General features: G+C 57.6%; 26 protein-coding genes. 15 read left to right on the plus strand and 11 right to left on the minus strand.

The features are described 5' to 3' along the window. Positions 1-3: 3 nt before the first annotated feature. The 11 genes from KORM41_RS21310 (at position 4) to KORM41_RS21360 (ending at position 13475) form a co-directional block, all read left to right on the plus strand. The gene (locus KORM41_RS21310; protein ID WP_068153397.1) at positions 4-576 is read left to right on the plus strand and encodes a GNAT family N-acetyltransferase; all 573 of its coding nucleotides are present in this window, start codon (positions 4-6) and stop codon (positions 574-576) included. Positions 577-968: 392 nt separating this feature from the next. Next, positions 969-2534, plus strand: a complete 1566-nt coding sequence (locus KORM41_RS21315; RefSeq protein ID WP_068153399.1) for a 2-isopropylmalate synthase — start codon at positions 969-971, stop codon at positions 2532-2534. Positions 2535-2700: 166 nt separating this feature from the next. Further along, a complete protein-coding gene (locus tag KORM41_RS21320; RefSeq protein ID WP_068153401.1) occupies positions 2701-3522 on the plus strand; it encodes a CPBP family intramembrane glutamic endopeptidase in 822 nt (273 codons plus the stop codon). A 240-nt stretch (positions 3523-3762) separates the two neighbouring features. Further along, positions 3763-4797 carry a rod shape-determining protein gene (locus tag KORM41_RS21325; RefSeq protein ID WP_068153403.1) on the plus strand — a complete coding sequence of 345 codons (1035 nt, stop codon included), beginning with the start codon at positions 3763-3765 and terminating at the stop codon, positions 4795-4797. A 138-nt stretch (positions 4798-4935) separates the two neighbouring features. Next, complete coding sequence (gene mreC, locus KORM41_RS21330; protein WP_068153408.1) at positions 4936-5730, plus strand: rod shape-determining protein MreC; 795 nt, start codon at positions 4936-4938, stop codon at positions 5728-5730. Then, positions 5730-6239: a hypothetical protein gene (locus KORM41_RS21335; RefSeq protein WP_068153413.1), complete on the plus strand. Its 510-nt coding sequence runs from the start codon at positions 5730-5732 to the stop codon at positions 6237-6239. The genes mreC and KORM41_RS21335 overlap by 1 nt, the downstream gene beginning before the upstream one ends. Before the next feature lie 2 nt (positions 6240-6241). Then, a complete protein-coding gene (mrdA, locus tag KORM41_RS21340) occupies positions 6242-8098 on the plus strand; it encodes a penicillin-binding protein 2 (RefSeq protein ID WP_068153417.1) in 1857 nt (618 codons plus the stop codon). Then, entirely contained in the window at positions 8098-9252 is a 1155-nt protein-coding gene (rodA, locus tag KORM41_RS21345; RefSeq protein ID WP_082720124.1) for a rod shape-determining protein RodA, read from the plus strand. The genes mrdA and rodA overlap by 1 nt, the downstream gene beginning before the upstream one ends. Positions 9253-9316: 64 nt before the next feature. Next, positions 9317-10630 carry an amidohydrolase gene (locus KORM41_RS21350; RefSeq protein ID WP_068153419.1) on the plus strand — a complete coding sequence of 438 codons (1314 nt, stop codon included), beginning with the start codon at positions 9317-9319 and terminating at the stop codon, positions 10628-10630. 90 nt (positions 10631-10720) lie between these two features. Beyond that, positions 10721-11197 carry a transcriptional repressor gene (locus tag KORM41_RS21355; RefSeq protein ID WP_068153420.1) on the plus strand — a complete coding sequence of 159 codons (477 nt, stop codon included), beginning with the start codon at positions 10721-10723 and terminating at the stop codon, positions 11195-11197. A gap of 94 nt (positions 11198-11291) precedes the next feature. Beyond that, positions 11292-13475, plus strand: coding sequence for a tetratricopeptide repeat protein (locus KORM41_RS21360; protein ID WP_068153423.1), 2184 nt, complete (start codon positions 11292-11294; stop codon positions 13473-13475). A gap of 4 nt (positions 13476-13479) precedes the next feature. Here KORM41_RS21360 and KORM41_RS21365 read toward each other — a convergent pair whose 3' ends face one another. Beyond that, entirely contained in the window at positions 13480-14070 is a 591-nt protein-coding gene (locus tag KORM41_RS21365) for a TMEM165/GDT1 family protein (RefSeq protein ID WP_231727365.1), read from the minus strand. A 43-nt stretch (positions 14071-14113) separates the two neighbouring features. Then, positions 14114-14584, minus strand: coding sequence for a peptide-methionine (S)-S-oxide reductase MsrA (gene msrA / locus KORM41_RS21370; protein ID WP_068153425.1), 471 nt, complete (start codon positions 14582-14584; stop codon positions 14114-14116). Between the two features lie 126 nt (positions 14585-14710). Between msrA and KORM41_RS21375 the strand changes: the two genes are divergently transcribed. After that, positions 14711-15067, plus strand: coding sequence for a hypothetical protein (locus tag KORM41_RS21375; RefSeq protein ID WP_068153429.1), 357 nt, complete (start codon positions 14711-14713; stop codon positions 15065-15067). Positions 15068-15078: 11 nt separating this feature from the next. Here KORM41_RS21375 and KORM41_RS21380 read toward each other — a convergent pair whose 3' ends face one another. Genes KORM41_RS21380 through KORM41_RS21395 form a run of 4 tightly spaced genes read right to left on the minus strand, consistent with a single transcriptional unit; the run spans position 15079 to position 17788 of the window. Then, the gene (locus KORM41_RS21380; protein WP_068153432.1) at positions 15079-15480 is read right to left on the minus strand and encodes an acyl-CoA thioesterase; all 402 of its coding nucleotides are present in this window, start codon (positions 15478-15480) and stop codon (positions 15079-15081) included. Continuing rightward, positions 15477-16655, minus strand: coding sequence for a mechanosensitive ion channel family protein (locus tag KORM41_RS21385; RefSeq protein ID WP_068153435.1), 1179 nt, complete (start codon positions 16653-16655; stop codon positions 15477-15479). The genes KORM41_RS21380 and KORM41_RS21385 overlap by 4 nt, the downstream gene beginning before the upstream one ends. A gap of 21 nt (positions 16656-16676) precedes the next feature. Then, entirely contained in the window at positions 16677-16943 is a 267-nt protein-coding gene (locus tag KORM41_RS21390; protein ID WP_068153437.1) for a hypothetical protein, read from the minus strand. A gap of 44 nt (positions 16944-16987) precedes the next feature. After that, positions 16988-17788 (minus strand): DUF1499 domain-containing protein, encoded by an 801-nt coding sequence (locus KORM41_RS21395; protein WP_068153440.1) that lies wholly within the window; start codon positions 17786-17788, stop codon positions 16988-16990. Positions 17789-18056: 268 nt separating this feature from the next. Between KORM41_RS21395 and KORM41_RS21400 the strand changes: the two genes are divergently transcribed. Further along, on the plus strand, positions 18057-18485 hold the full coding sequence (locus KORM41_RS21400; RefSeq protein ID WP_068153442.1) for a CBS domain-containing protein: 429 nt from the start codon (positions 18057-18059) through the stop codon (positions 18483-18485). A 27-nt stretch (positions 18486-18512) separates the two neighbouring features. Here the strand turns inward: KORM41_RS21400 and KORM41_RS21405 are convergent, their stop codons facing one another. Continuing rightward, entirely contained in the window at positions 18513-20120 is a 1608-nt protein-coding gene (locus KORM41_RS21405; protein WP_197421364.1) for a glycoside hydrolase family 13 protein, read from the minus strand. A 3-nt stretch (positions 20121-20123) separates the two neighbouring features. Continuing rightward, positions 20124-21335, minus strand: a complete 1212-nt coding sequence (locus tag KORM41_RS21410) for a TIGR04063 family PEP-CTERM/XrtA system glycosyltransferase (protein ID WP_068153445.1) — start codon at positions 21333-21335, stop codon at positions 20124-20126. 205 nt (positions 21336-21540) lie between these two features. Here KORM41_RS21410 and KORM41_RS21415 point away from each other — a divergent pair, with 205 nt between their 5' ends. Beyond that, positions 21541-22539: a lipid A deacylase LpxR family protein gene (locus KORM41_RS21415; protein WP_068153449.1), complete on the plus strand. Its 999-nt coding sequence runs from the start codon at positions 21541-21543 to the stop codon at positions 22537-22539. A gap of 9 nt (positions 22540-22548) precedes the next feature. Here KORM41_RS21415 and KORM41_RS21420 read toward each other — a convergent pair whose 3' ends face one another. Together KORM41_RS21420 and KORM41_RS21425 are read right to left on the minus strand one after the other, a co-directional pair. Beyond that, positions 22549-22755 carry a helix-turn-helix domain-containing protein gene (locus KORM41_RS21420; protein WP_068153453.1) on the minus strand — a complete coding sequence of 69 codons (207 nt, stop codon included), beginning with the start codon at positions 22753-22755 and terminating at the stop codon, positions 22549-22551. Positions 22756-22766: 11 nt separating this feature from the next. Beyond that, on the minus strand, positions 22767-23300 hold the full coding sequence (locus KORM41_RS21425) for a DUF2975 domain-containing protein (RefSeq protein WP_068153457.1): 534 nt from the start codon (positions 23298-23300) through the stop codon (positions 22767-22769). Between the two features lie 92 nt (positions 23301-23392). Here KORM41_RS21425 and KORM41_RS21430 point away from each other — a divergent pair, with 92 nt between their 5' ends. Next, positions 23393-24148, plus strand: coding sequence for a hypothetical protein (locus KORM41_RS21430; RefSeq protein WP_156432088.1), 756 nt, complete (start codon positions 23393-23395; stop codon positions 24146-24148). A 385-nt stretch (positions 24149-24533) separates the two neighbouring features. Here KORM41_RS21430 and KORM41_RS22325 read toward each other — a convergent pair whose 3' ends face one another. After that, on the minus strand, positions 24534-24695 hold the full coding sequence (locus KORM41_RS22325) for a hypothetical protein (RefSeq protein WP_231727367.1): 162 nt from the start codon (positions 24693-24695) through the stop codon (positions 24534-24536). Positions 24696-24858: the final 163 nt, after the last annotated feature.

Consider the following 24858-nt stretch of genomic DNA (forward strand, 5'->3'; position numbering starts at 1 on the left):
TGGATGACAGACATTCTCCCGATATCAACCGATCGTCTGATCCTCCGCTCGTTTCGCGAGGATGATGCGGTGGCGTTCCACGGCTGGCGCAATGACGCGGAGGTGGCGCGCTATACGCTGTGGGACTATCCCTTTGCCATTGACCGCGCCGAGAAATTCTGCCGCGAGCAGGCGGCGCTTGAGCCGTTCCCGGAAGGCCGGTACCACCAGCTGATGATCGAGGAGAAGGCAACAGGCCTTGCCATCGGTGACATCGGCGTGGGCAATGGTGTGACGCCAGAAGGAACAGGCCATGTCCGTATCGGCTATTCGCTCAGCACCAATGGGCAGGGCAAGGGCTATATGACCGAAGCACTGAGGGCTTTGCTGCCCGCGCTTGTGAAGCCCCTGCAGGTCGTCAAATTCTCTGCCGATATTGATGTGCGCAACCCGGCTTCGGGCCGGGTGCTGGAGCGCTTGGGCTTCAAACCGGTCGGCCCGGTGCACCTGAAGCGCACGTTCGTCAAGGGTGAATGGTGCGACGAGCAAGACTATGAACTGGACGTGGCAGGCAGTTGGCTCAGCAACAAAGAATAGTTTCGCCTGTTACCAATTGAAATAAAATTTCCCAAATTTGCCTCTTGCGATTATAAAATAATATGATACTCCTAAATTTCTCGGGCAAAAACGCCCGGATATACAGGATTTGCAAGGGGTCTAAGACGGATGAACGGTCGGACACCACAAAAGAGACAGGCAAAAGCCATCGCCATTTCCAAAGCGGCGCCGGCTGATTTCACGCGCGTCATTCTTTCTTCCGGCCTCCTGATTACCCTCCTACTCGCTGGTCTATCGCTCCTTGGTGCGGGTCGACTTATCGGCCCTTGAGCATCGCAAGCTGTGGCACATTTTCGTGCTCGGATGCTTAAGGGTAATGCCAGCTGAAGTCATTCATTCAGATCGTTACTAGAAATATCGGGAATAATGCCATGTCACACAGTGAAGCAAACCGTGTGCGAATATTTGACACCACTTTGCGCGACGGCGAGCAATCGCCCGGCGCATCCATGACCCTGGAAGAGAAACTGCAGATCGCCCGCGTGCTGGAAAATATGCGCGTCGATGTGATCGAGGCCGGTTTCGCCATAGCATCAAACGGCGATTTCGAATGCGTGAACCGCATTGCGAAAGAGATCAAGGACAGCACTGTCTGTTCGCTTGCCCGCGCCGCCCTTGGCGATATCGACCGCGCCGGCGAGGCCATCAAGCCCGCCAATTCCGGCCGTATCCACACCTTCATCGCCACCAGCCCGCTTCATATGAAAGTGAAGCTGCAGATGGAACCAGAGGCGGTGATTGAGGCGATCCATGCCTCTGTTTCCCGCGCCTGCACCTTCACCAACGACGTGGAATGGTCGGCCGAGGATGCGACGCGCACTGAAATCGATTTCCTTTGCCGAGCGGTCGAGACCGCGATCAAGGCGGGGGCCACCACCATCAACCTGCCGGATACTGTGGGTTACGCCACGCCGCAGGAATATATGGACATGTTCAAGGCCGTGATTGAACGCGTGCCGAATTCGGACAAGGCGATCTTTTCCACCCACTGCCATAATGACCTTGGGCTTGCGGTCGCCAACTCGCTCGCCGGTGTGGCGGGCGGCGCGCGCCAGGTGGAGTGCACCATCAATGGCATCGGCGAACGTGCCGGGAATGCCGCGATGGAAGAGATCGTGATGGCGCTGAAGGTGCGCGGTGATGCGCTGCCTTACCACACGCGCATCAAAACGGAAGAGATCATGCGGGCCAGTAAGCTCGTCTCCACCGTGACCGGCTTTACGGTTCAGAACAACAAGGCCATTGTGGGCGCCAACGCGTTCGCGCACGAAAGCGGTATCCACCAGGACGGTGTCCTGAAAGCTGCAGAGACCTATGAGATCATGACGCCGGAATCGGTGGGCGTGACCAAGTCTGTGCTGACGATGGGCAAGCACTCCGGCCGCCACGCCTTCGCCGACAAGCTGAAGGACCTGGGCTACGAGCTTGGCGACAACGCCTTCCAGGAATGTTTCCGCCGCTTCAAGGAACTCGGGGACCGCAAAAAGAACATCTATGACGAGGATATCATTGCCCTTGTGGATGATGAGGTTGCCACCTGGGCCAACCGCATGCAGGTGATCAGCCTGAATACCTATAGCTCGTCGAACGGCGAAGCTGTCGCCAACCTCACCATGGCGATCGACGGCGAAAAGGCCAAGACAGTCACCTATGGCTCCGGCCCCGTGGACGCGGCCTTCAACGCCATCAAGGACCTGATCGGCATGGAGCCGCACCTGCAGCTTTTCCAAGTGCATGCAGTCACCCAGGGGACGGACGCGCAGGCGGAATGTACGGTGCGCCTTGAAGAAGGTGGGCGCACGGTGAACGGGCAGGGCGCGCATGAAGATACGGTTACAGCCGCCGCGCGGGCTTATGTGTCTGCGGTGAACAAGCTTCTGGTCAAGCGCGAAAAGAAAGCGCCGGACGAAGCCGCAAAGGTGGTCGCAGCGAAATAGCCTGTGGGCAGGCATCTGTAATGTCGCAAAGGGCGTCCAGGTGGCGCCCTTTTTTTCTGCGCTCGTCGGTTGCGCATATTCGTGTTGTCACTTTGGCTTAGAGTTATTAATGTTTCGCATCATTTTTCGCAGAGCCGAAAAAGGGGCCAAAAAGGGGGGGCGAGTAATGCAGGTGGAAACGGTTGCAGATGCAACGCCTGCAGACATGTCTGAATACGTAAGGGCAGAACCGAAGCGCCGTGGTGCCAGCGGTGAAATGCCCTATCAGCTGACCGTGCGGCGCGGGTTCGGCGCCTTTGCTGTGCTTTTTGGCAGCCAGTTTTTTATCGGTATCCTGGTCAGTGTTTTGTTCGAGTTTGTCGGCGTGGCTTACGATATTCCCAGTCTGGCAAGCCAGAACATGCCGCTGGTCATGGCGATGAGCCTTGGCCTCAGCAGCTTGGTGACCTACCTTTGGGTTCGGGCGGACATGGGCCGTTTCGGGCCGACATTCGCGTCCCAGATCGGGCTCAGGCCCAGCAGGCTGGACCGGGGGCAAACGGTGGTTCTGATCCTGGGGGTGTTTCTCATGACCCGGGTTCTTGCCGGGCTATATGCCACTGCGCTTGAAGGGGGCATGCCGGGGTCCATGCCCAGGGGCGGTGCCGAACAGATATTCGATCAGGCGGCTGCAACCGGCGCAGCGGCCGCGACCATATTGATGTTTTTGCTGGCTTCGTTTGTGGCGCCCATCATTGAAGAGGTTGTCTTTCGGGGCTATCTCCAGTCAGCACTGAGGCGCAGGATACCGGCTTGGAGCGCAATCACAGTGGCTGCGCTTGTTTTCGCGGCTATTCACGGCAGCCTCATCTTGCTGCCACTCTATTTCATAATCGGTGCCGGACTCGGATATGTTTATGAACGTACCGCCAGCATTTATGCCGCGATAGGTCTGCATATGCTCAATAATGTCATTTTCAGCATTTTTGTGGTTGCCGGTTGGGCATAACCGGGTGTGAGGTTCCCCTCTTGAGGTATGCAAAAAAGCCTACAATTTTACTGACTTAGGCCACATTTTGCGGATCTGGGCTGTTTGGTGCCAAAAAAAAGCAAAATATGGGACTATCTTGCGTCTAGCCTCTTGTGATTTACCCATATCTGGCCCATAACCGCTTTTATGCCTGCGTGATGACGGGTGTCTTCACGTAGGGTCAAAAATTCAGTCAAGCTTTCAGGATAAGAGGGTTAAATGCTATCAAAGCTGCTCGGCATGTTTTCGTCAGATATGGCGATTGATCTTGGTACCGCAAACACACTTGTTTACGTGAAGGGCCGGGGTATCGTGCTGAACGAACCTTCGGTTGTTGCGATCAAAAGTGAACACGGGCGCGACCGTGTGCTGGCTGTTGGCGATGAAGCCAAGCTGATGCTGGGCCGGACGCCTTCTGGCATTCAGGCCATTCGCCCACTGCGTGACGGTGTGATCGCCGACTTCCACGTAGCTGAACAGATGATCAAACACTTTATCCAGAAAGTGCATAACCGCTCTTTCGCTAGCCCGCAGGTTGTTGTGTGCGTGCCGTCCGGCTCCACAGCGGTTGAGCGCAAGGCCATTCAGGAATCGGCTGAGCAAGCAGGTGCTCGCAAGGTTTACCTGATCGACGAGCCAATGGCTGCCGCAATCGGCGCAGGCCTGCCGGTAACCGAACCACAAGGTTCCATGGTTGTGGACATCGGCGGCGGTACCACCGAGGTGGCCGTTCTTTCCTTGTCCGGCATCGTGTTTGCCACCAGCGTCCGCGTGGGCGGCGACAAGATGGACGAAGCCCTGATCGCTTATATTCGCCGTAACCATAACCTTCTGATTGGTGAGGCCACGGCTGAGCGCATCAAGAAGGAAATCGGTACGGCGCTGGTGCCGGAAGACGGTGTGGGCATGACCATGACCATCAAGGGGCGTGACCTGATGAACGGCGTACCGAAAGAGCTTGAGGTGAACCAGCTTCAGGTTGCCGAAGCCCTGTCTGAGCCAGTGAGCCAGATTGTGGAAGGCGTAAAGGTTGCGCTTGAACAAACGGCGCCGGAGCTTGCAGCCGATATCGTTGACCGCGGCGTTGTCCTGACCGGCGGTGGCGGCATGCTGAAGGACCTGGATACAGTGATCCGCAAGGCAACCGGCTTGCCGGTGACCATTGCGGAAGAGCCGCTGACATGTGTTGCTCTGGGTACCGGCCGCGCGCTTGAGGACCCAACCCTGCGCCTTGTCCTGACCGAAAGCTATTAACCGGCCCTGAGCGGGCCATGGCACCGTGCCAAACCCCCGGGAGGTTGAACGCTGAGTCCGACACTGCACTCCGCTAACCTGTCTTCATCCCCTCGCTTTCGCCGTGGTGGCAAGGCGAAGGGTGGGTTTTGGCCGTATATGCTGGTCGCCATAGCGCTTCTGACATTTGAATGGGTGGGCTCTGGCGTACCACACCAGATCCGTGCCTATGCCAATGATGTTGTGGCCCCAGTGCTTCGGGTGCTGGAGCAGCCCATTCGCGCCGTCCAGGCGGGCCTTGAACGTATCGCCGGCGTGTCTGACATCTATCTTGAAAATGAAACCCTGCGGGATGAAAACGACCGGCTTAGGCAGTGGCGGGAAGCCGCGATGCAGTTGAGCCGCGAGAACGAACGCCTTCGCGGCATGCTGAAGGTGCCAGGCCGCGAAGTGCCACCTGCTGCTACCACAAGGGTGATCGGCGTTGGCGGTGGCGCGTTCGAGCGCAGCGTTTTGATCGGTGCAGGGTCCGCGGACGACGTCAAGCGCGGCAGCCCGGTGGTGGACGAGACCGGCGTCGTGGGCCGCGTGATCCAGGTGGGCCGCTGGACCAGCCGGGTGCTGCTTCTGACAGATATCAACAGCCGGGTGCCGGTGCGGCTTGAGCGCACGGGTGATCTGGCGATTGCAGAGGGCCAGAACGAAAGCCTCCTAAGGCTTCGCTTCCTGCCGCAGGGCGTGCAGGTGAAGGAGGGTGACCGTTTGCTGACATCCGGCCATGGCGGCGCATTCCCACCTGACCTGCCTGTGGCGCGGGTGGTGGACGTGGTGGACGATTTCGTATTGCTTGAGCCGCTTGGCCTTCTTGGCAAGCTCGATTATGTGCGGGTGATGGCCTATGAGCCAGTGCCCGAAGAGGCGACCCAACCAGAAGCACCAGGGGAGGGTAACTGATGAACGCAGCACGCCGTCCCGCCATGGCATCCTTCGGTTTCGCCGGCTTTGTGCCGCTGATCGCCTGTTTTGTCATGGTTATCCTGATGATGCTGCCACTGGGGACGGGGGCGGCCAACATCGCTATGCCGAACCTTGTGCTGATTGGCGTTTTTTACTGGTTGTCTTCGCGCCCAATCCTGATGCCATATGGCGCCTGCGCAGTGCTTGGCTTCTTCCTGGATCTGTGGCTGGACGTGCCCATGGGGCTGAACATGGTCCTTCTGCTGCTGACACGTCTTTTCGTTCTCAACCAGCTCAAGCACTATAAGGGCCGCAGCCGTCTTGTGCATTGGGTCATCTTTGCTGTTCTGTCGTTTGGCCTCTATCTTTTGTCCTGGCTGCTGATCTCGCTGGTTTATGGCACAATGCTGCCACCCGAGCCGCTGGCGCTGCAGTGGGTGATCACTGCCTTTTCCTATGCGCCCGTTGGGTTTGTACTTGGGCGTCTTAGACGGGCAGCGATGTAAGGATGGCTAGAGAGGGCCTTAGATACCAGGTATTCAGCAGGCGCGCGCTTCTGCTTGCAGGGGCGCAGGGGCTGGTGCTGACCGCCCTTGGCGGCAGGCTTTACTATCTGTCCGTTGTGCAGGGCGAGAAATACAAGCTGCGCGCCGAGAAGAACAGGGTGGCGCTTCGCTTGATCGCACCGGAACGTGGCGAAATTTTTGATCGCAACCGCCGCAAGCTGGCCACCAACCGCCCGGACTTCCGCGTTTTCATGATCCCTGAGCAGGCCGATGAGATCGCCAGCACGCTTGAGAAAATCGGCCGTGTCGTAAAGCTGGACGAACGCCGTATCGCGCGCCTTGAACGCCAGATAAAACGTCAGCGCAAATTCGTGCCCATCACCGTGGCCCAGGGTCTGGACTGGCGCACCTTCGCCCGCGTCAATGTGGCGGTACCTGACCTGCCCGGCGTGGTGACGGATGCGGGCCTGTCGCGTTTCTACCCCAGCGGCAATGAGATCGCGCATTTGATTGGCTATCTGGCCAGCCCCGGTGAAGAGGAAGTCACGGCGAACCCTCTCTATCAGCTACCTGGCTTCAAGGTAGGCAGGCAGGGGCTTGAGCGCCGCTATGAAAGCCGCCTGCGGGGGTCTGCAGGAACTCGCCGCGTTGAAGTGAATGCCGTGGGCCGTGAAATTCGGGAACTGCCCCCACGGCAGGAAGCGCAAGCGGGCAATGACCTGCAACTGACACTTGATATTGACCTGCAGAAATTCGTTATGGAACAGTTGGGTGAGGAAGCAGCTGGCGCTGTTGTGATGAACGCCAAAACAGGGGAGATCCTGTCGCTCGCGTCCACGCCGTCGTTTGACCCCAACGAGTTTACGCGCGGCATCAGCACCGAGAACTGGCAGGCTCTGTTGAAAGACCCAAGGAAGCCGCTCATCAACAAGGCTGTTTCCGGCCTTTACCCGCCGGGCTCAACGGTTAAGCCGATCATTGCGCTGGCAGCGCTTGAGCAAGGCGTGGTCAAGGAAGATACAGAACATTACTGCAACGGCAGACACCGTTTCGGCAACCGCACCTTCCGCTGCTGGAAGCGGGGAGGCCACGGCAAGCTGGACCTCAAGGGCGCTATTTCCAACAGCTGCGACGTCTATTTCTACAAGATTGCGGAAGAACTGAATATCGAAGCCATAGCCGATATGTTGCGTCGCTTTGGCCTGGGGCAACGGTTCGACCTGGGTATAGACGGTGAAAAGGAAGGCCTGGTGCCGGACCCCGCCTGGAAACGCGCGGTGAGGAACGAGCCTTGGCACGGCGGTGAGACGCTGAATGTGTCTATCGGCCAGGGTGCCCTGCTGGCAACGCCGCTGCAGCTGGCGGTGATGACGGCGCGGCTCGCATCGGGCTACAAGTTGGAGCCGTCGCTCGTGAGCAAGGATCTGGAGACAGACGCGCCGGATACGTCGTTTGCGGCCATGGACGCCAACCCGCTTCATATGCGCATCGCCCGCCGCGGCATGGAGATGGTGATGGAAGTCGGCGGCACCGCGCACGATTACAGACGCTCGAAATCCGCCCCGACACAGGCAGGCAAAACCGGCACGGCACAGGTGCGCCGCATCAGTGAAAGCGAACACCAGGAAGGCGTGCGCGATAATGATGAGCTGCCATGGGCCATGCGTGACCATGCGCTCTTTATCGGGTATTCGCCGGTTGACGACCCGCAAGTCGCCATTGGCATGCTGGTGCAGCACGGTGGTGGTGGATCTTCTGTGGCGGCGCCCATAGCGCGCGCCGTCATGGACAAGGCGCTTGCGCTCATGAAACAGAAGTCGCCGGAAGAGCCGAATCTACCGGAAGAGGGAGAGGCCTGATGGGTACTGCACGCATGTTTGGTCCTCGCCGGGTGGACAAGAACCCGCTGCAGAGGCTTCTCAGCCTGAACTGGGGCATGGTGTTGATCAATTGCATGATCGCCTGCATCGGTTTTGCCATGCTGTATTCTGTCGCGGGTGGCGACTGGGACCCATGGGCCTCGCGCCAGGCGGCCCGCTTTGCTGGCGCCCTTGTGCTGATGCTGATCATCGCGGTTATTGATATCCGGTACTGGATGGCCTTTGCCTATCCGGCCTGGGCCATCGGGCTCGGACTTCTCCTGGCGGTAGAAGTGATAGGCTCAACCGGAATGGGCGGCCAGCGCTGGCTGGACATTGGTTTTATGCGACTGCAGCCGTCGGAACTGATGAAAATCGCAGTCGTCATGGCGCTCGCCCGCTATTTCCACGGCCGGAACTATGACCAAAGCCGCAGCCTCAGGTCCTTGTTTGTGCCTGCGATGCTGATGCTGATCCCGGTGGCGCTGGTGTACCGCCAGCCAGACCTTGGTACAGCCCTGATGATTGTGATGGGCGGCATGGCCATCCTGTTTTTGGCGGGCCTGCCAGCCTGGCTGTTCATTGCGGCAGGCGTGGCGGTTTCAGCGGCCATACCGATCGTGTGGCAGTTCATGCGGGACTATCAGAAAGACCGGGTGCTGACCTTCCTGAATCCGGAAGCAGACCCACTGGGCGCGGGCTACCAGATTACCCAGTCGAAGATCGCGCTGGGCTCAGGCGGTATGACCGGCAAGGGCTTTCTTGAAGGCACGCAAAGCCAGCTCAACTTTCTGCCTGAAATGAAAACCGATTTCATCTTTACGGTGCTGGCAGAGGAATTCGGCCTTATTGGCGCGTCGATCACCCTGGTGCTGTATGGCATCGTTCTGGGATACGGGCTGTTGATGGGGCTTGGGTGTCGCAGCCAGTTCGGGCGCCTTATGGCGGGCGGGCTGTCGATCACGCTCTTTCTTTACGTGATGATCAATGTGGCCATGGTGATGGGCCTGATGCCGGTTGTGGGCGTGCCGCTGCCAATGATTTCCTATGGCGGGTCAGCCATGCTGACGTGGATGATCGCCTACGGGCTGATCCTTTCGGTTGCCATTCACCGCCATGTGACGCTTGCGCCGAAAGGCAGTGGTCTCGCCTGACCCGTTTCTGGCTTGCCAGCCCCTGAAATCATTGTATCTTCCTAGCTATCTGGGAGGATACAAAATGAAAAAAATCATCATGGGCACCGCGCTTGCGGCCTGTCTGAACGCCCCTGTTTTCGCAAGCGACCTGACCGATGCCATCGGCGCGGACTATGACTATCTGAAGGCGCTTTATACCCACCTTCACCTGAACCCTGAAATTTCGTTGCAGGAAGAAAAGACCGCGGCGCGCATTGCAGGCGAACTTCGCGCCGCCGGTTTCGATGTGACAGAAAATGTCGGCGGTTTTGGCGTAGTGGGGGTTATGAGGAACGGTGAAGGACCGACGCTGATGATCCGTGCGGACATGGATGCCCTGCCGGTTGCCGAACAAACCGGCCTGCCATACGCCAGTACCGTCACAACGGTGGACGACAAGGGCAAGACCGTGCCTGTGATGCATGCGTGCGGCCATGATATACACATGACCAGCCTCATCGGCACCGCGCGACGCTTGGCGGCCATGAAAGACCAATGGTCAGGGACGCTTGTGATGATCGGCCAGCCCGCGGAAGAGCGTGTGCTTGGGGCAGAAGCCATGATTGAAGAAGGCCTGTTCAGCAAGTTTCCGAAGCCGGACCATAATATCGCGCTTCATGTCAGCGCTGGGATGAAGGCGGGCGATGTTGGCATGGCGAAGGGCTATGCGCTCGCAAACGTGGACACGGTTGACCTGGCCATAAAGGGTGTTGGTGGCCACGGCGCCTATCCGCACACCACGAAGGACCCGGTGGTGTTGGCGGCGCAGATTGTGGTGGCGCTGCAGACACTGGTGTCACGCGAAACCTCGCCCCTTGATGCGGCTGTGGTGACCGTGGGGTCGATCCATGCTGGCACCAAACATAATATTATCTCCAACAGTGCGCATCTGCAGATGACCGTGCGGTCTTATAAGGATGATGTCAGGAAACGACTTCTGGACGGTATCCAGCGGATCGCCAACGCGCAGGCGCTGTCTGTGGGGCTGCCGGAAGACATGTGGCCAACCATGACCGTCAGCGAGAGCACGCCAGCGACTTATAACGACCCGGATATGACGGGTGCGGTTTTCGATACGCTCTCGGATGCGCTGGGCGAAGACCGGGTGCATGTGCTGACGCCGGTGATGGGGGCAGAGGATTTCGCGCTCTATAGCCGCACGGAAGAAAAGATACCGAGTCTGATTTTCTGGCTGGGCGGCGTGCCGGAGGCAGATTTTAAAGCAGCAGAAAAAGGTGAGAAAAAGCTGCCAAGCCTGCATTCGGCCTTTTTTGCTCCAGACGCCGAGCCCACCATCAAGGGCGGTGTGGAGGCCATGACCACAGCGGCGCTTTCGCTTCTGGGTAAAAAAGAGTAGCTAATTGACAAACCTTAACGTCATGTCCGGGCTGGAAACCCGGCCCGGATATGGTTAAGATGTCAGGAAGACAAAAAACAGGGGAAAACAGTGGCCCATACACACCACGATCATAGCATTTGCATCGACGATGCCCTCGCAGAGGCTGAGCGCGTCTGCGCAGAGCATGGCTCGCGTTTCACCGATCTGCGCCGCCGCATCCTGAAGATGATCTGGCAGGGCCATAAGGCCGTGAAAGCCTATGATCTTCTGGACCAACTGGCGACTGAAGGGGGCTCTGCGAAGCCACCGACCGTGTACCGCGCGCTTGATTTCCTGATGGAAGAGGGCCTGGTGCACAAGATCGAATCGCTGAACGCCTATATCGGATGCCCGCATCCGGGAGATGACCATGTCAGCCAGTTCCTGATTTGCGACAAGTGCGAAAATGTGCGTGAGGTCACGTCCGACGCGCTTGGTCAGGCCGTGACAGGTGCTGCCAAGGACGCAGGCTTCAAAATCAGCAGGCAAACCCTTGAACTGCACGGCGTTTGCGCCGATTGCCAGAAGGACGCCCGCGCGGCCTGAAGCCTTTTCAGTTTTCCTAATCTATCCAGGCATCTATCCCGGCGGCAGATTTCGCTAGAGTTTTTAGCGGTCTGCCGGTAAAGCCCATTGTCTTATGGCAGAACTTCTCGACATCAACACGACCGCAAAAGAATTTCTGGCGCTTGCTGCTCACCAGCTGGCGACGGGGGAATTCGCGCAGGCGGAAACAACGGCGCGCGCGGTCTTGAAAATCACGCCCAAGTCGGCTGCGGGCTGGCATATGCTGGGCGATGTTCTGTCGGTACTGCCCGGAAGGCGCGGGGAGGCCTCGGAAGCTTACGATAAGGCGCAGGCGTTTGACCCTGAGGATCAACAGGCTGCGGATGCGCAGACCAGCCTGGGCGAACGCGCGACTGTGGCGCCCAACAAAACCCGTCGCGAACGCAACCTGTCCCTGCCGCACATGGCGCCCGCAGACGGCAAGGAGCGGCTGATCAGTGAAGCCCGCGCCGCAGAGGCCCGGGAAGACTGGGCGACTGCCAAGGAAGCCTGGGAAACCATGCTTCAGATCGACCCGTCGGATACCTGGGCCTGGTCCCAGTATGGGCATCTCCTGAGCGTGAACCTGCACCAGTATGCGGAAGCCGAAACAGCCTTCCGCCGTGCAATTGAAGAAGACCCGACAGATGATTGGGCCTGGGGCAAGCTTGGTATCATGCTGGCGGATTTCATGGGCCGGGTGAAAGAGGGGCAGAGCATGCTCCGGCGCGCGATCGCGCTTGATCCGGGCGAATGCTATTATCGCGGTTGGCTTGGCTGGTCGCTGTACCGGCAGAGCGAAGACCTCAAAGGTGCGGAAGCGGAGCTTGCTGCCGCAGTGAAGCTGTGGCCTGACTATCAGTGGGCTCATTTCCACCTTGGCTTTGTGCGCATGGAAATGGGAGACCGTCCTAAGAAAGCAGAGGAAGCCTTGTTGCGGGCCGAAGCGCTTGAGCCGCAGGACGTGCCTACGCTTTATGCGCTGGCCACGCTTTACGAGGAACAGATGAACCGGCCACGCAAAGCCCTGCGCGCCTACCAGAAGCTGGTGGATCTGGTGCCGGATGACCCCGTCGTCTACCGCCAGCTGGGGATGCTGTATCAGGCGGCACTTGGGGACCCCAAGCGGGCGGTTGAGGTGTATCAGAAAGCGCTTGAGATCGACCCGCAGGACTTCGATGTGCTGGCCCGCCTTGGGTGGCTGCATTGGGAAGTTCTCGACAAGGTCGAGGAAGGCATTGGTTTTCTTGCCAAAGCGGCAGAGATCGCCCACGACAGCCCGTGGGTGGCAACCCATATGGGCCAGGCGCTTTACCACGGCGCCGGAAAAATGGATGAGGCCGAGGCCTGGTTCAAGAAGGCCATCGAGCTGGACCCGGATTATGACTGGGCCCACGCCATGCTGGGCGCCCTGAATTTCGAGCATAAGGAAGACGCGGAAGCGGCGGAATATCATTTCCGGCAGGCTATTCGCATCAGCCCCGATTACGGTTTCGCCTGGGCGCGGCTTGGCCGCCTGCTTCTGATGACCGAATCGGATGTGGGTGAGACCTGGCAGGCCCTTTCGCGCGCGCTGGAGCTTTCACCTGGCAGCATCGATGTGCTGACGGATATCGTGTGGATGGGGATTTTCCGCCTGTACCGACCGGATCTGGTGGCTGTGCATGCGAAACGCCTGGTGGAGCGCGACCCGGACAGTGCCTATTGCCGTGTGCTTTATGGCCAGGTGCTCCGCTATATGTCCGATGACCCGTCAGCCGCGCTTGTGGAGCTGCAAAAGGCTGTGGAGCTCGCGCCGGACGACCACTATGCCTGGCACACTTTGGGCGAAGTGCTTCTGTATGACCTGGGTGACCTTGAGGCCGCTGAAGAGGCGCTTCTGCAGGCATCCACCAAGGAAAGCGAGTGCACAACGACCGACTGTGATATCGGGCTGGTGCGCTATGCCATCGGGCGCGAAGACGCAGCCATTGCCCATTATGAACGGGCGCTGGAGCTTGATAGCGAAGACAGCCAAGCCTGGCGGGCCTATGGCTGCTTCCTTTTCTATAGTGCGGGTGACACGACGCTTGCAGAAGAGGCGTTCGACCGTGCGATTGAGCTTGAGCCTGGCAATTTCGAACCCTGGGCCATGATGGCCGAATTCCTTAGTCGCCAGGGTGACCGGGAAGATGAGGTCGAGCAGGCCTATAAAAAAGCCACGGAGCTTGCGCCCCCTGACCTTGATATTGGCGAATGGGCCACACGCTTTCTCGAGCCCAAAGTGCTGGCGCGCTAAGCAGTTAGCCAGAGAAGGCGATCGTTCCGATACCGATAAGCACAAACAGGCCGCAAGCAACCAGATGAATGGTCTTGAGCGGCATGGCAGCCATTGCCTTCTTGCCCATAAGAACCACAGGCACGTTGGCGGCAAGCATGCCGATTGTGGTGCCCATGGTGACCAACAGGCCCGAAGCGTATTTTCCCGCCAATACAACAGTCGCAACCTGGGTTTTGTCGCCTATTTCGGCCAGGAAGAACAAGAGCAGCGTGGCTGTGAAGGCCCCCATGCCCTTGAACTGGGCCTCGTCGTCATCGGCCTTGTCGGGAATCAGCAGCCATAGCCCCAGCACGATGAAGGAAACACCGATGATCCAGCGGAGAGTATCTGCGGGCACTAGGTCCGCGAGCCAGGCCCCTAGAAGCACGGAAAGACCGTGATTGACCAGCGTGGCGATCAGGATGCCCATGATGATGGGCGTTGCCTTCCGGTAGCGCGCGGCCAGAACAAGGGACAGCAGCTGGGTCTTGTCACCGATTTCAGCAATCGCGACTGACAGGGTGGAAATGAAGAAGGCTTCCATGAAAGAATACTCGATACCAGGAGGGGCCATGATGGCCCCTCGTTTCCGTTATTTCAGCATGTGCTGCGGAGTGTTAGATGTGGCAGCTCGAAAGCCCGCGTTTGGCCAGATACTGCTGGTGATATTCTTCCGCTTCCCAGAAGGTGTCTGCCTTTTCAAGCGTGGTCACGACCGGGCGCTTGAAGCGGCCTGAAGCAATCAGCGCGGCTTTCTTTTCCTCGCCGACCTTTTTCTGGTCATCGTCATGATAGAAGATGGCAGAGCGGTACTGGGTGCCCACATCCGGGCCCTGACGGTTCAGCTCTGTTGGGTTGTGATTGTCGAAAAACACATCCACCAGCGTGCCATAGTCGATCTTGGCCGGGTCGAATTCGACCTGGACCACTTCAGCGTGGCCTGTTCTGTCGGTGCAGACATCCTCATAGGATGGATTGTCTTTTGCGCCGCCCATATAGCCCACACGTGTGCCGGTTACGCCGTCCATTGTGCGGAAGATTTCTTCCACACCCCAGAAACACCCACCACCAAAAGTCGCTTTTGCCATTTTCTTGTCTCTTTTAATCAGTTCTAATGCGCATATGTGAGCGCGAGATGTTACAAGCGCAATATGGGATCGCCGCAAGCCACTGTCGAGAGGCTTTCCGGTAAAAAGAATGTGTAGGAGACGGCTTTGAAACGCAACCTCAGACTGGTGTCAGCAGCCCTTGTTTTCATGGCGGGCGGTGCAGTGCATGCGCAATCGACCGAAATTCCGCAGGAGCTTCTGGATCTTGATCGTCAGCGCTGCTTGTCTGAATGCGTGCCGGGTTTTGGCGAAGAAACCTGCAAGCCCTTGTGTGAATGCACAGTGACGGAATTCAAGAAACGGCTGGATTTTTCGCGCTATCTGGAGCTTTCGGCACAACTTTCGCGCAATGAACTCAGCCCGGAAAACCGCACTTTTCTGGACACAGTTGCCCAATATTGTACGGCCGAGCTTGATAAATCAGGCGTGAAAGTCGGCAGCGGCGATGCGGCAGCGCAATAAGCAGCAGGCTATTATTCTGCGTTCCGAAGCGGGGTAGGGCGTCCATCTTTGTCGATAGCGACAAATATATAACGTCCTTCCGTCACCTGGTGGAGCGTGCGTTCCACGCCGCGTTCGGCATAAACGTCCAGCTTTACGGTCACGGATGTACGCCCGGTCTTTTCAATATCGGCATAGATGCTGATCACATCGCCAAGCTCAATCGGCTGGTGAAACTTCATGCCGTCGATCGCCACAGTCGCAACCGGTCCACCCGCGATCCGGCTGGCGGCATCTGCACCCGCGAGGTCCATCTGGGAAAGCACCCAGCCACCAAAGATGTTGCCATTCACATTCAGGTCCGATGGCTGCGGGATGGTGCGGATGGCCGCGCGGCGGCGCTCTTCGTCCAGCGTTTTCACGGTCAAGGTCATGCTTTGGTTCCTTGTGACTGGGCTGCGACTTGCAACTGGTCGGTTGGGGCGGCTTCGAACTCGCCCGGCATGGCCTCGATATATAGTGAGCGGCTGGGGAATGCAAAGCCCGTACCCGCGTCTTCAACGATTTTCTTGATTTCCAGCAACAGCTTTTCCTTGATGGCCAGCCACTGAAGCCAGTCGGTCGTGCGGGTAAAGGCATACAGCAGGATATCGATGGAACTGCCGGAGAATTGGTCGATACGTACGAATGTTGCGGTCTCGTCAGGCTGCACGAAGTCCGGGCTCTCGAGAATGTATCGTTCGATGCTGTCGCGCACCTGGCTGAGCTGGGCAGACGTGCTGCCATACTCAAGACCGATCACCCATTTGATTCGGCGGAAGGTCATGCGGGAAAAGTTTGTGACCGCGTGGTCGGACAGTTTCGTGTTGGGCACATAAACTGGCGCCTTGTCGAACCGGCGGATCGTGGTCGTGCGGAAGCCGATATGCTCGACCGTGCCTTCGACGATGCCCTTCACCAGAACCCAGTCGCCGGGGTGAAAGCGGCGTTCGCCAATGACAAAAAGCCCGGCGATCAGGTTCTTGAAAAGATCCTGTGCGCCAAGCGCCACTGCCACACCGAAGAGGCCGAGGCCGGCGATCAGCGGCCCAACCTGGATACCCCAGATTTCAAGAATTGTGGCGCCGCCAATGATGGCGAAAGCGGCCCGAATGGCCTTCGAAAGCCACTGGATCATCGACACGGTCAGATATTTGTCGGCCCGCTGCAACAACTCGCCCACAGGCCCTGCCGCCCGGTAGAGCGACCAGAAGATCACGAAGGCGATCAGCGATTTGTTCAGGTTCGAGGCCACATTGGAGGAATCAGGATCAAGTTCCAGATAGGCTGTGGCGAAGAAAAGGCCCAGCACAACGGGCACGAAGCGGACAGGGGCTTCGACCGCCTCGATTACACTGTCATCCAGGGTGTTCCTCGTTTTAGCGGCCCACTTGGAGACCCTGTTCAAAACCAGCCGGGTGAAAAGGTTCCGGAACAGCAGGAAAATAAGAAAAATGCCAGTCGCGATGACAATCTGGCCCACGTCCACGCCATATAGCCCGTTGGTCCAGACATCCTGCACCAGGGCCCAGAAATCTTCCCAGCTTGCGTTAAAATCCTTATCGGTCACCGCTATGTCCCATTTGCCTGTTTATGAATTCTCATTATCGTCGTTTGACGAGTGGGTAGACATATACAGGTTATGGACGGCTTCGTCATGCCCATGCTTGTTTGAGAAGAAAATAAGCGCCATCAGGCCGAAGCCGATCAAAATGGTGAAACCAAGCCCGACCACCATCGCCGCGACGCCATGGCCAGACAATTCAACGCCTTCGATATGCCCCATGACATAAAGCGACCAATAGGCGACAGCGCTGAGGGCTATGACGGAGCCAATGATCAACAGAAATCTTTTCATTTAGACTGCTTTCCGATAGGGCCGCGCGCAGTGTCCCTGCGGGCCTAACCTACCCGCGTGCGCAGTGCCGATGTATAGGCATCAATCAGATCTGCGTTGATGCCAAAGTCGGTATGACCCATCTCAGAAACTGCGCGAATGTCAAGAAAAGCCACTGCGTCTTTTTCGCGCACGGCAATAACGATGAAGCTTCGAAGGCCGAACCAGGGGCTGCTGTATATGGCTTCGATATGACCGGCCTGAAGGTCCTGGGAGACAATGGCCCAGCCCATTTTATTGGCTACGTCCGCAGCCAGTTCTGTGGCCTCGGGCACACTTCCGCCAAGCGGTGTGCTGCCAAGGCCAGGATAAGCTCTGTGGAGCTTCTCTGTGTAGCCGGGCTCAAGCCGGCTGCCCAGAATGTCGCTGGGGCTTGAAACTTCATAAGTTCGGCCGGGCAGGGTTCGAAAGGCCAGTGGCTCAGCCAGGGTAGTGGAAATATCATGCAGGACCGGTGCGCTTTCCGCCCGGTAGAACAGATTCCCCAGCGGCCAGGCAATGACGGCCACAAGGATGGCGGCGGTGATGCCGCGCCAGCTGGTGCGCGCCCGGCTTGAGAACCGGCCATGAAGAAGGCCCAAAAAGGTGAAACCGGCGGCTACCAGCATCAGGCGGAAGGCCACGGTGATGATCTTGAACTGCAGCTCATAAAGGCTGGGGTCTGCTACCGGATCACCAAACAGGCCGATACGGTAAAGCGGTCCTGCAGCAATCAGGGCAAGAAGGGCCAGACAGCCAGTGATCAGCCCAAGCGTGGCAAAGACAGATGGTTTCTGTCCTTCCTTTTTGAAAAAAATACGCGACATCACACTCCCCCGTTGCGGTTATTTCTACCGCATACGCTGCTTCGCTCCGCTGCCCTCAAAATCAATTTCCCCAATGCAGTTGTAACGTAACCGCAGCGTGCAGAAAAGGATAGCCTGACTTTTAAGCCAACTTTTAACAATAGCGACGGCGTAATCTCTTTTGCTTCAAACCCATAAAAGGGGCATAATAAAGGCCTGTTTACCCGAGTATCTTGAATTACCGTAGCCCGAACAGCCAATGACGGGCCTAAGACGAGGGAGACGCTATATGAATGTTGGCCAAATTCTTTCCCAAAAAGGCAATGATATCATCGCGCTTGAGCGCGGTTGTACCGTGATGGAAGTTGCCAAACTTCTGGGAGAGCGGCGCATCGGTGCCATTCCAATCACGGATGGCGACAAGATTTGCGGCATCATGTCAGAACGTGACGTTGTGCGCGGTATCGCCATTCGGGGCGGTGGTGTGCTGGCGGATGATGTATCCACGCTGATGACCAAAGCGGTTGTTACCTGCTCGAAGGATGACACGATCTATGAGCTGATGAAGATGATGACCGAGCGCCGTATCCGCCACGTACCGGTGGTGGACGACGGAAAGCTTGTCGGCATGATGTCCATCGGTGATGTGGTCAAGCACCGCATGGAGCAGGCGGCCGCAGAAAACGAGGCGCTGAAGGATTATATCGCCCAAGGGTAGCCGTGTCAGGGTAGGGGCTTTCAGTCCCTATTGTACCCTTTCATAGGGTGACCAATCATTGTCGAAGTCCTTTGGCTTCAGCACCAGCACGCTGTGAGCATCTATGGAAATGTCCATCAGGCTGGAGCGAATCTCTGCCACGCGCTTGCCTATCAGCGCATTGACGACCGGCGTGCCGTTCATCATTTTCCAGTTTCTGATCATCAGGGTTTCGGTGACGGCCGTGTCGCCCGGGTTGGCGATAACGAATACGGTTTCCAGTGCCCTGTCCGTATAGCGTTCGAACGCAAGCAGCTTTTCCGAATCGATCACACGGAAATTCCCGATCCTGAGGGCACGCTCTTCTTTATGAAGTGTAATCAATTCCTGCGTGCGCTTCAGGACCTCATTGTCCCCTGTTGCCAAATCCCAGCGCATGGGGGCACGATTTTCCGGGTCTTCACCGCCGCGCATGCCGAGCTCAGTGCCGTAATAAAGGTTGGGTGAGCCGGGCAGGGTGAATTGCAGCACTTGAGCCATGTCCCGCTGCCAGGGCTCTGGCATCATGTCCATCAGACGTTTGGTGTCGTGATTATCAAGAAGGAGCCAGGACTTGAGCAAGCCGTCCATGCCTGTGTCTTCTGCCATCTGCGCCAGCATGCGGCCTGCAGCGGGTCCGTTTACTCGGCCATCCACAAGGCTTTCGATGATTCGCCTTGCCGGGAAGTTCAGGATACCGTCGAGCGACTGGGTCCAGCCGTCGGGGTAGCTCCAGATTTCCCCAACGATCAACGCCTGTTTTTTTTCCTCGCGGGCGCTGGTGCGCAGCTCGGCGAGGGCTTCGGGCCCTACGTCAAAGGCGACGTCAAGCCGCCAGCCGTCGATGCCGTCCCGCAGGTAGGACCGCACGACGGAGGTATCGCTTCTATATATATAATCCTGCACCTCAGGGTTCTCGAGCTTGAGTTCCGGCAGGGCAGGGGCGTCAATCCAGCTGCGATATCCGTCCTTGTAGGCGTCGCTGATGAAGAACCAGTCGCGGTAAGGGCTGTTCGCATCCTTTAGCGCTTCCCGGAAAATGGGTGCTTTGTTGCCCATATGGTTAAATACGCCGTCGAGTACCAGTTTCATACCGCGGTCGTGCAGGGCACCCGCAAGCGCCTTCACGTCTTCCCGCGTGCCATATTCCGGGGATATGCGGTGGTAATCCAGCGCGTCATACTTATGGTTGGTGCGTGCCAGATGAATCGGGTTCAGGTAAAGTACATCGACCCCGATCCCTTGGATATAGTCCAGTTCACCCATCAGGCTTTCAAGATCGCCGCCCCAGAAGGCCAGCTCGTGGCTCCAGTTGTCTGCGCCCTCAACCGGGTGGCCGGGTTTCGGCAGGTCATACCATGCCTGCAGCGTGCGTGGCGGTGCATAAAGATGCCGTTTGGCATCCAGGCTTTTGGATGGGGCAAACCGGTCCACAATCACCTGATAGACAATGGCGCCATTGCGCCAGTCGGCCTCCCGCGCGGCCATAACGGCTGTCAGGGTTTTGTCTGACGGCGTCTGGTAGCGCGCCTTGTCAAAATGAACCGCATCTTCGGCGGTTGTTGGCGCACCGGCCAGAAAGGCGGCGATCGCACCTGTGAAAATCATGGCGCGCATTGCTCAGCCCCTCCTGCTTTGCTTCATGCAGCGGCGGTACACCGCTTCATACCCCGCGACGCTGTTCTGCCAGGTGCGGACGTTTTCGGCATAGTCGCGCCCGGCCTTGAGCATGGCGCCCCAGTTTTCCCGGTCTTTTATCAGTTCAGCGCAAACGCGCACCAGATCTGCCGCGTCATCGGCCCTGAACAGGCGCCCGGTGCGGCCGTCCTCAATAAGTTCCCGGTGGCCGCCCACGTCGCTTGCCAGCACCAGGCGGGTCATGGCCATTGCCTCGAGCGGCTTTAATGGCGTTACTGTTTCTGTCAGGCGAATGCCGTGGCGCGGGTAAACCATGATATCCGCCAGGCTATAGTAGCGGCGGACCATGTCGTGCGGTACGCGGCCTGTAAAGATGACGGTGTCTTCAAGCCCCAGCTCTGCCACAGTGGCGCGCAGCCGGTCTTCTGTTGGGCCGCCGCCGACCAGAAGAAGCGCCACATCCGGCACTTCCGCCTTGAGGGCTGGTAGCGCCCGGATCAGGAACTCAAGCCCTTCATAGGCATAGAACGACCCGGCGAAACCAAGCACTGTCCGGCCTTCAAGGCCCAACTCCTTTGTGAGCGTAGCGTCTTTTTCAGTGATTGGCGGGAAGGCCTCCGCGTTCACGGCATTGGGGATCACGGTCACTTTGTCGGGCCGGATGCCGCGCGCAAGGATGTCGGCTCGAAGCCCTTCACAGATGGTGGTTACTTCTGTTGCCTGCCGGATGGCCCGGGTTTCCATCGCCCGGCTGATTCTGTACCTCAGGCTTCCCTCGCGGGTCGTGCCATGGTCCACAGCCGCGTCCTCCCAGAAGGCGCGAATTTCATAGACCACCGGTCGCCCGCCAGCTGCTTCGAATGCGGGGAAGAAATTTAGAACAGGCGAATGGGCATGCAGGATGTCGGGGTTCAGTTCGCCAATAAGCGCGCGCAGCCGGTATTTCGTGATTCGCATCTCCCGCATCTCGCGCAGCCCAGGCGGTAACCATTTGGGAATGCCGCTGTTGGGCGTGCGGTATATGCGCCAGCCGTCAACGTCCTCGAATAGATCGCTGCCCGTGCCGTGCCGGGGTGTGGTTACCAGCACTGGGTCCCACCCCATTGCTTTCTGCTGTGCCATGATGGACATGGTGCGGAAGACATAGCCACTGTGTTTGGGAAGGCTGTGGTCCAGAACGTGGAGGATGCGCATAATTATACTGATCAATCTTTGCCCGAAATTCTGGACCAAGCTTGCCTCATGCGCAGGGACTTGTACAGTTCGCGTGACGGCCAAAGGCGCATTCGGTCATAAAGATGTCTGATTCATGCAATTTCTTCTGCGCTATATATAAGTAGGGGTAGCAATCAGTCAGGATGAAGCAGTTGTGAGGCACAGGGGTTACAGATCAGGAAGGTTGGCCGCGGCACTGGTGTGGGCTGCGGGCGTGAACGGTGTGCACGCCGATTCAGCAGATTACGCCCGAAGCGACCGCAACGAGGTTTTCACCGTGCAGGTGGAAAACGACATCCTGTTTGGTACGGACGAGAACTATACCAATGGCATTCGCCTGAGCTACATCCACCGGCCCGGCAACACACCGATCGGCGACAATATCAGCAATTTCCTCAGGCGTTTTTCACCTATGGCCGTGTCTGCGCTGAAGTCAGACCTCTATTACAGCGTGGCGCTTGGTCAGAATATGTATACGCCCAAGGATATTGAGGCATTCGACCTTATCGAAGACGACCGTCCCTATGCGGGCTGGACCTATCTGGAGTTCGGTGTGACGGCAGAGGACAGAACGGGATACGAGGTCATCAAGCTGGACCTTGGCATGGTTGGCCCTGCGTCGCTTGCCGGCAAGACCCAGCGCTGGTGGCATAGCGTGATCGGTAGTCCGCGCCCAAACGGATGGTCGCACCAGTTGCCCAATGAGCCGGGGCTCAATCTCTATTACACGCGCGGGCACCGGTTTAGCCCGGTTTCGCTGTCTGGCGACCTTGCGTTTGATTTCACGCCGCACTGGGGCGTGGCCTTGGGGAACGTCTATACTTATGGAGCAGGGGGGCTGACGCTCAGGCTTGGCACCAACCTTGACCGCGATATGGGCGCGCCGCCCCGAATCCAGCCCAGCCTGCCGGGTAGCGACCATTTCTCCGGTGACGGATTCGATATCTATCTGTTCGCGGGCAGCGAAGTACGTGCCATCGCGCGCAATATCTTCCTGGACGGCACATGGGCAGATCACGAGCATCATGTGAACAAGAAAGAGCTTCTGGCCGAAGTGCAGGTTGGCGTGGTGGCTTTTGTCGGGCCGGTCCGTATGGCGCTGACGAACGCCTTCCGCACATCAGAGTTCGCGGGCAGCGGCAATCACCGCTATAGCGCTTTCACTCTTTCGACCCGCTTCTAAAGGCAGATTTCAGTCTTTCTTATAGCGCAGAATGTCACCCGGCTGGCAGTCCAGATAGTCGCAGATGGCCTCAAGGGTGGAAAAGCGCACACCCTTCACCTTGCCGGATTTCAAGAGGCTGAGGTTAGCCTCTGTGATTCCCACATGGGCCGCGAGCTCTTTTGACTTCACTTTGCGCTCTGCCAGCATGACATCAAGGCGAACGGTGATCGGCATGGTCCGCCTCCCTATATGATCTGGTTCAGTTCGTCCCGCTGCTCGCGGGCCAGGCGAATCATGCGGGCGATTACAAGCGCCATGAGCGCCGGCACAAGGCCAAGAATTGTGTCTGACGAAAGGCTGATCGCGAGTGCCCGTTCGCCTGGCGGATTGGTTGCTGTGGCGATAAGCACAAGAAAGGTGTCGTTGAAGAAGCTGGCGAGCAAGTACCACAGCATGAAATGGCCGACATGCTCGAGCGACCGTTCTGACGCTTCATCAAACCAGTTGCCTGCCTCAAGCTGCCAGATGAGTCGCAGTAGAAAGGCAAGTGCGGCGATGAGGAGGCCCGCAGGCAGGGCATCCGCGATGAAGCCGGCGATCCGCTGCCAAAGGACAAACCCCTCAATTCCGCCGTATTCTTCAAGCACCTTCTGTTCTGCGCCGATATGGGTCAGCATGGCTGGATCAGCCCAGATCCAGACGGTGAAGGTGGCGATCAACACGATGGACAGCCAGATGATCCATTTCAGGAGGGTCAGGCTCAGAAGCTTGTTGTTCATGGGGCTTGCCTCATTTTAGACACGAAATTATTGTTTTACGAAAATATATTTCCTGATAAGAATATCAGGACACGGCAGAAGAGGAAAGAGGCATGTCCGGGACACCGGCTGGTAATGGGGGGCGTCGTCGCAGGCTGATGGTCATGATCATCGCCCTCTTGTTTTCGGTGGCGATATTGTTGGCCTCGCTCATGAACGGCGCACATGCGCAGGACGAAGCAAAACCGCAAGCTGAAACCCAGGAAGCGCCCGAGTCCCAAAAGACCAAAGAGACTTTCCCTGCCGGCCCTCTTGTAGTGCCGGTTTTCCCCCGTCTGAGAGAAAAGAAAGATCCGAGTGACGACAGCGAACCAAAGCTTCCGGCAGGCGATGCTCTGAACGGTAGCTATATCATCCTCGAAGATGGATCGATGATGACCATGGGGGATTGGATCAAGGGTAGCCTCACCAAGGGGCAGACCGGTGCCGACATGAGCGACTATCAGAATCGCCTGTTTCTGGGGCAGGTGGCGCGCGCGATGGTCGGTATGGATGAGAATATGGTGAACCGAAGCGTTGTCAGTGTTGGGCCGCCGGTGCCGTTTAAGCCCAAGACAATCTCAAAGCCGATGCAGATGATCCAGGGTATTTTCCGGATGTTTGTGCCGGGCACTGATGGCTATGAGTGGGACCCGGCCACATCGGGCGGTGGGTTTGACCGGCGTGTTGCAACAGCGGGTGGCGCAGCGGTTCAATTCGAAGGACAGTTCGGTGCCGCGCTGGCGCAGACAGCGGAGGAATTCCAGGAAACGGGCACCATGCTTAACATGCTTGAGGCCTACAAGAAGAAGCAGGCACAGGACGATTAGGCTCCGCTTATCAGGACAGTGCCTGTGTCTGATCCGCGTCGGATGTTGATTCTCTGCTGGCTATCAGGATGATTCACCCTTGGTTTTCTGCCATTTCCAGCGCTGCCTCCCAGATATATGGAGGCTGCCTGGGTGCATACAGGCCTTCTGCTTTTGCGATTCAACGTGAAAATCCAGCGTTTAACCCGGTCAAAACCCGGCCCTGAATCAACCGCATTGCACCTTTGCCTGGCGGCCTTCCGCCATGTCGCCAAACCTGTGCAATATTATTGCGCCTCATTAAGGGTTCTGTAACATATTCGGAAAGAAAATGGGGTTTCGCGGGGTAATCACCACTTTTTTCGAAAAAACTGAAAAAAGGTGTTTACAGGGTCGGAAAGCACCCCTATAACCCGCCCCACACCGACGGGGCGCAGCGCTCAGCGAGACGCACCGGCGGAACACTTGACCTCAACGCCCAGCCAAGCTGGCAGGGAAACGAGATCAGGATTTGCTCTTTGACATTGTAGATTGGAAGGGAGATGTGGACGGTGGTCTGGTTGATCATCATCTATATTTTCCGACATGTTTCACTGGTTTTCGGACCGGTTGAAATAAGCAGTGACTAACTTTGGTTAGTCACGTCAGTGAATTCTTGAGCGCATATTTCGGTATGCATTCAGATTTTCTTGTTGTGTGAATTGATGATGGTTTTTAGGAACCATTTATTG

The sequence above is a fragment of the Kordiimonas lipolytica genome, from assembly GCF_001550065.1.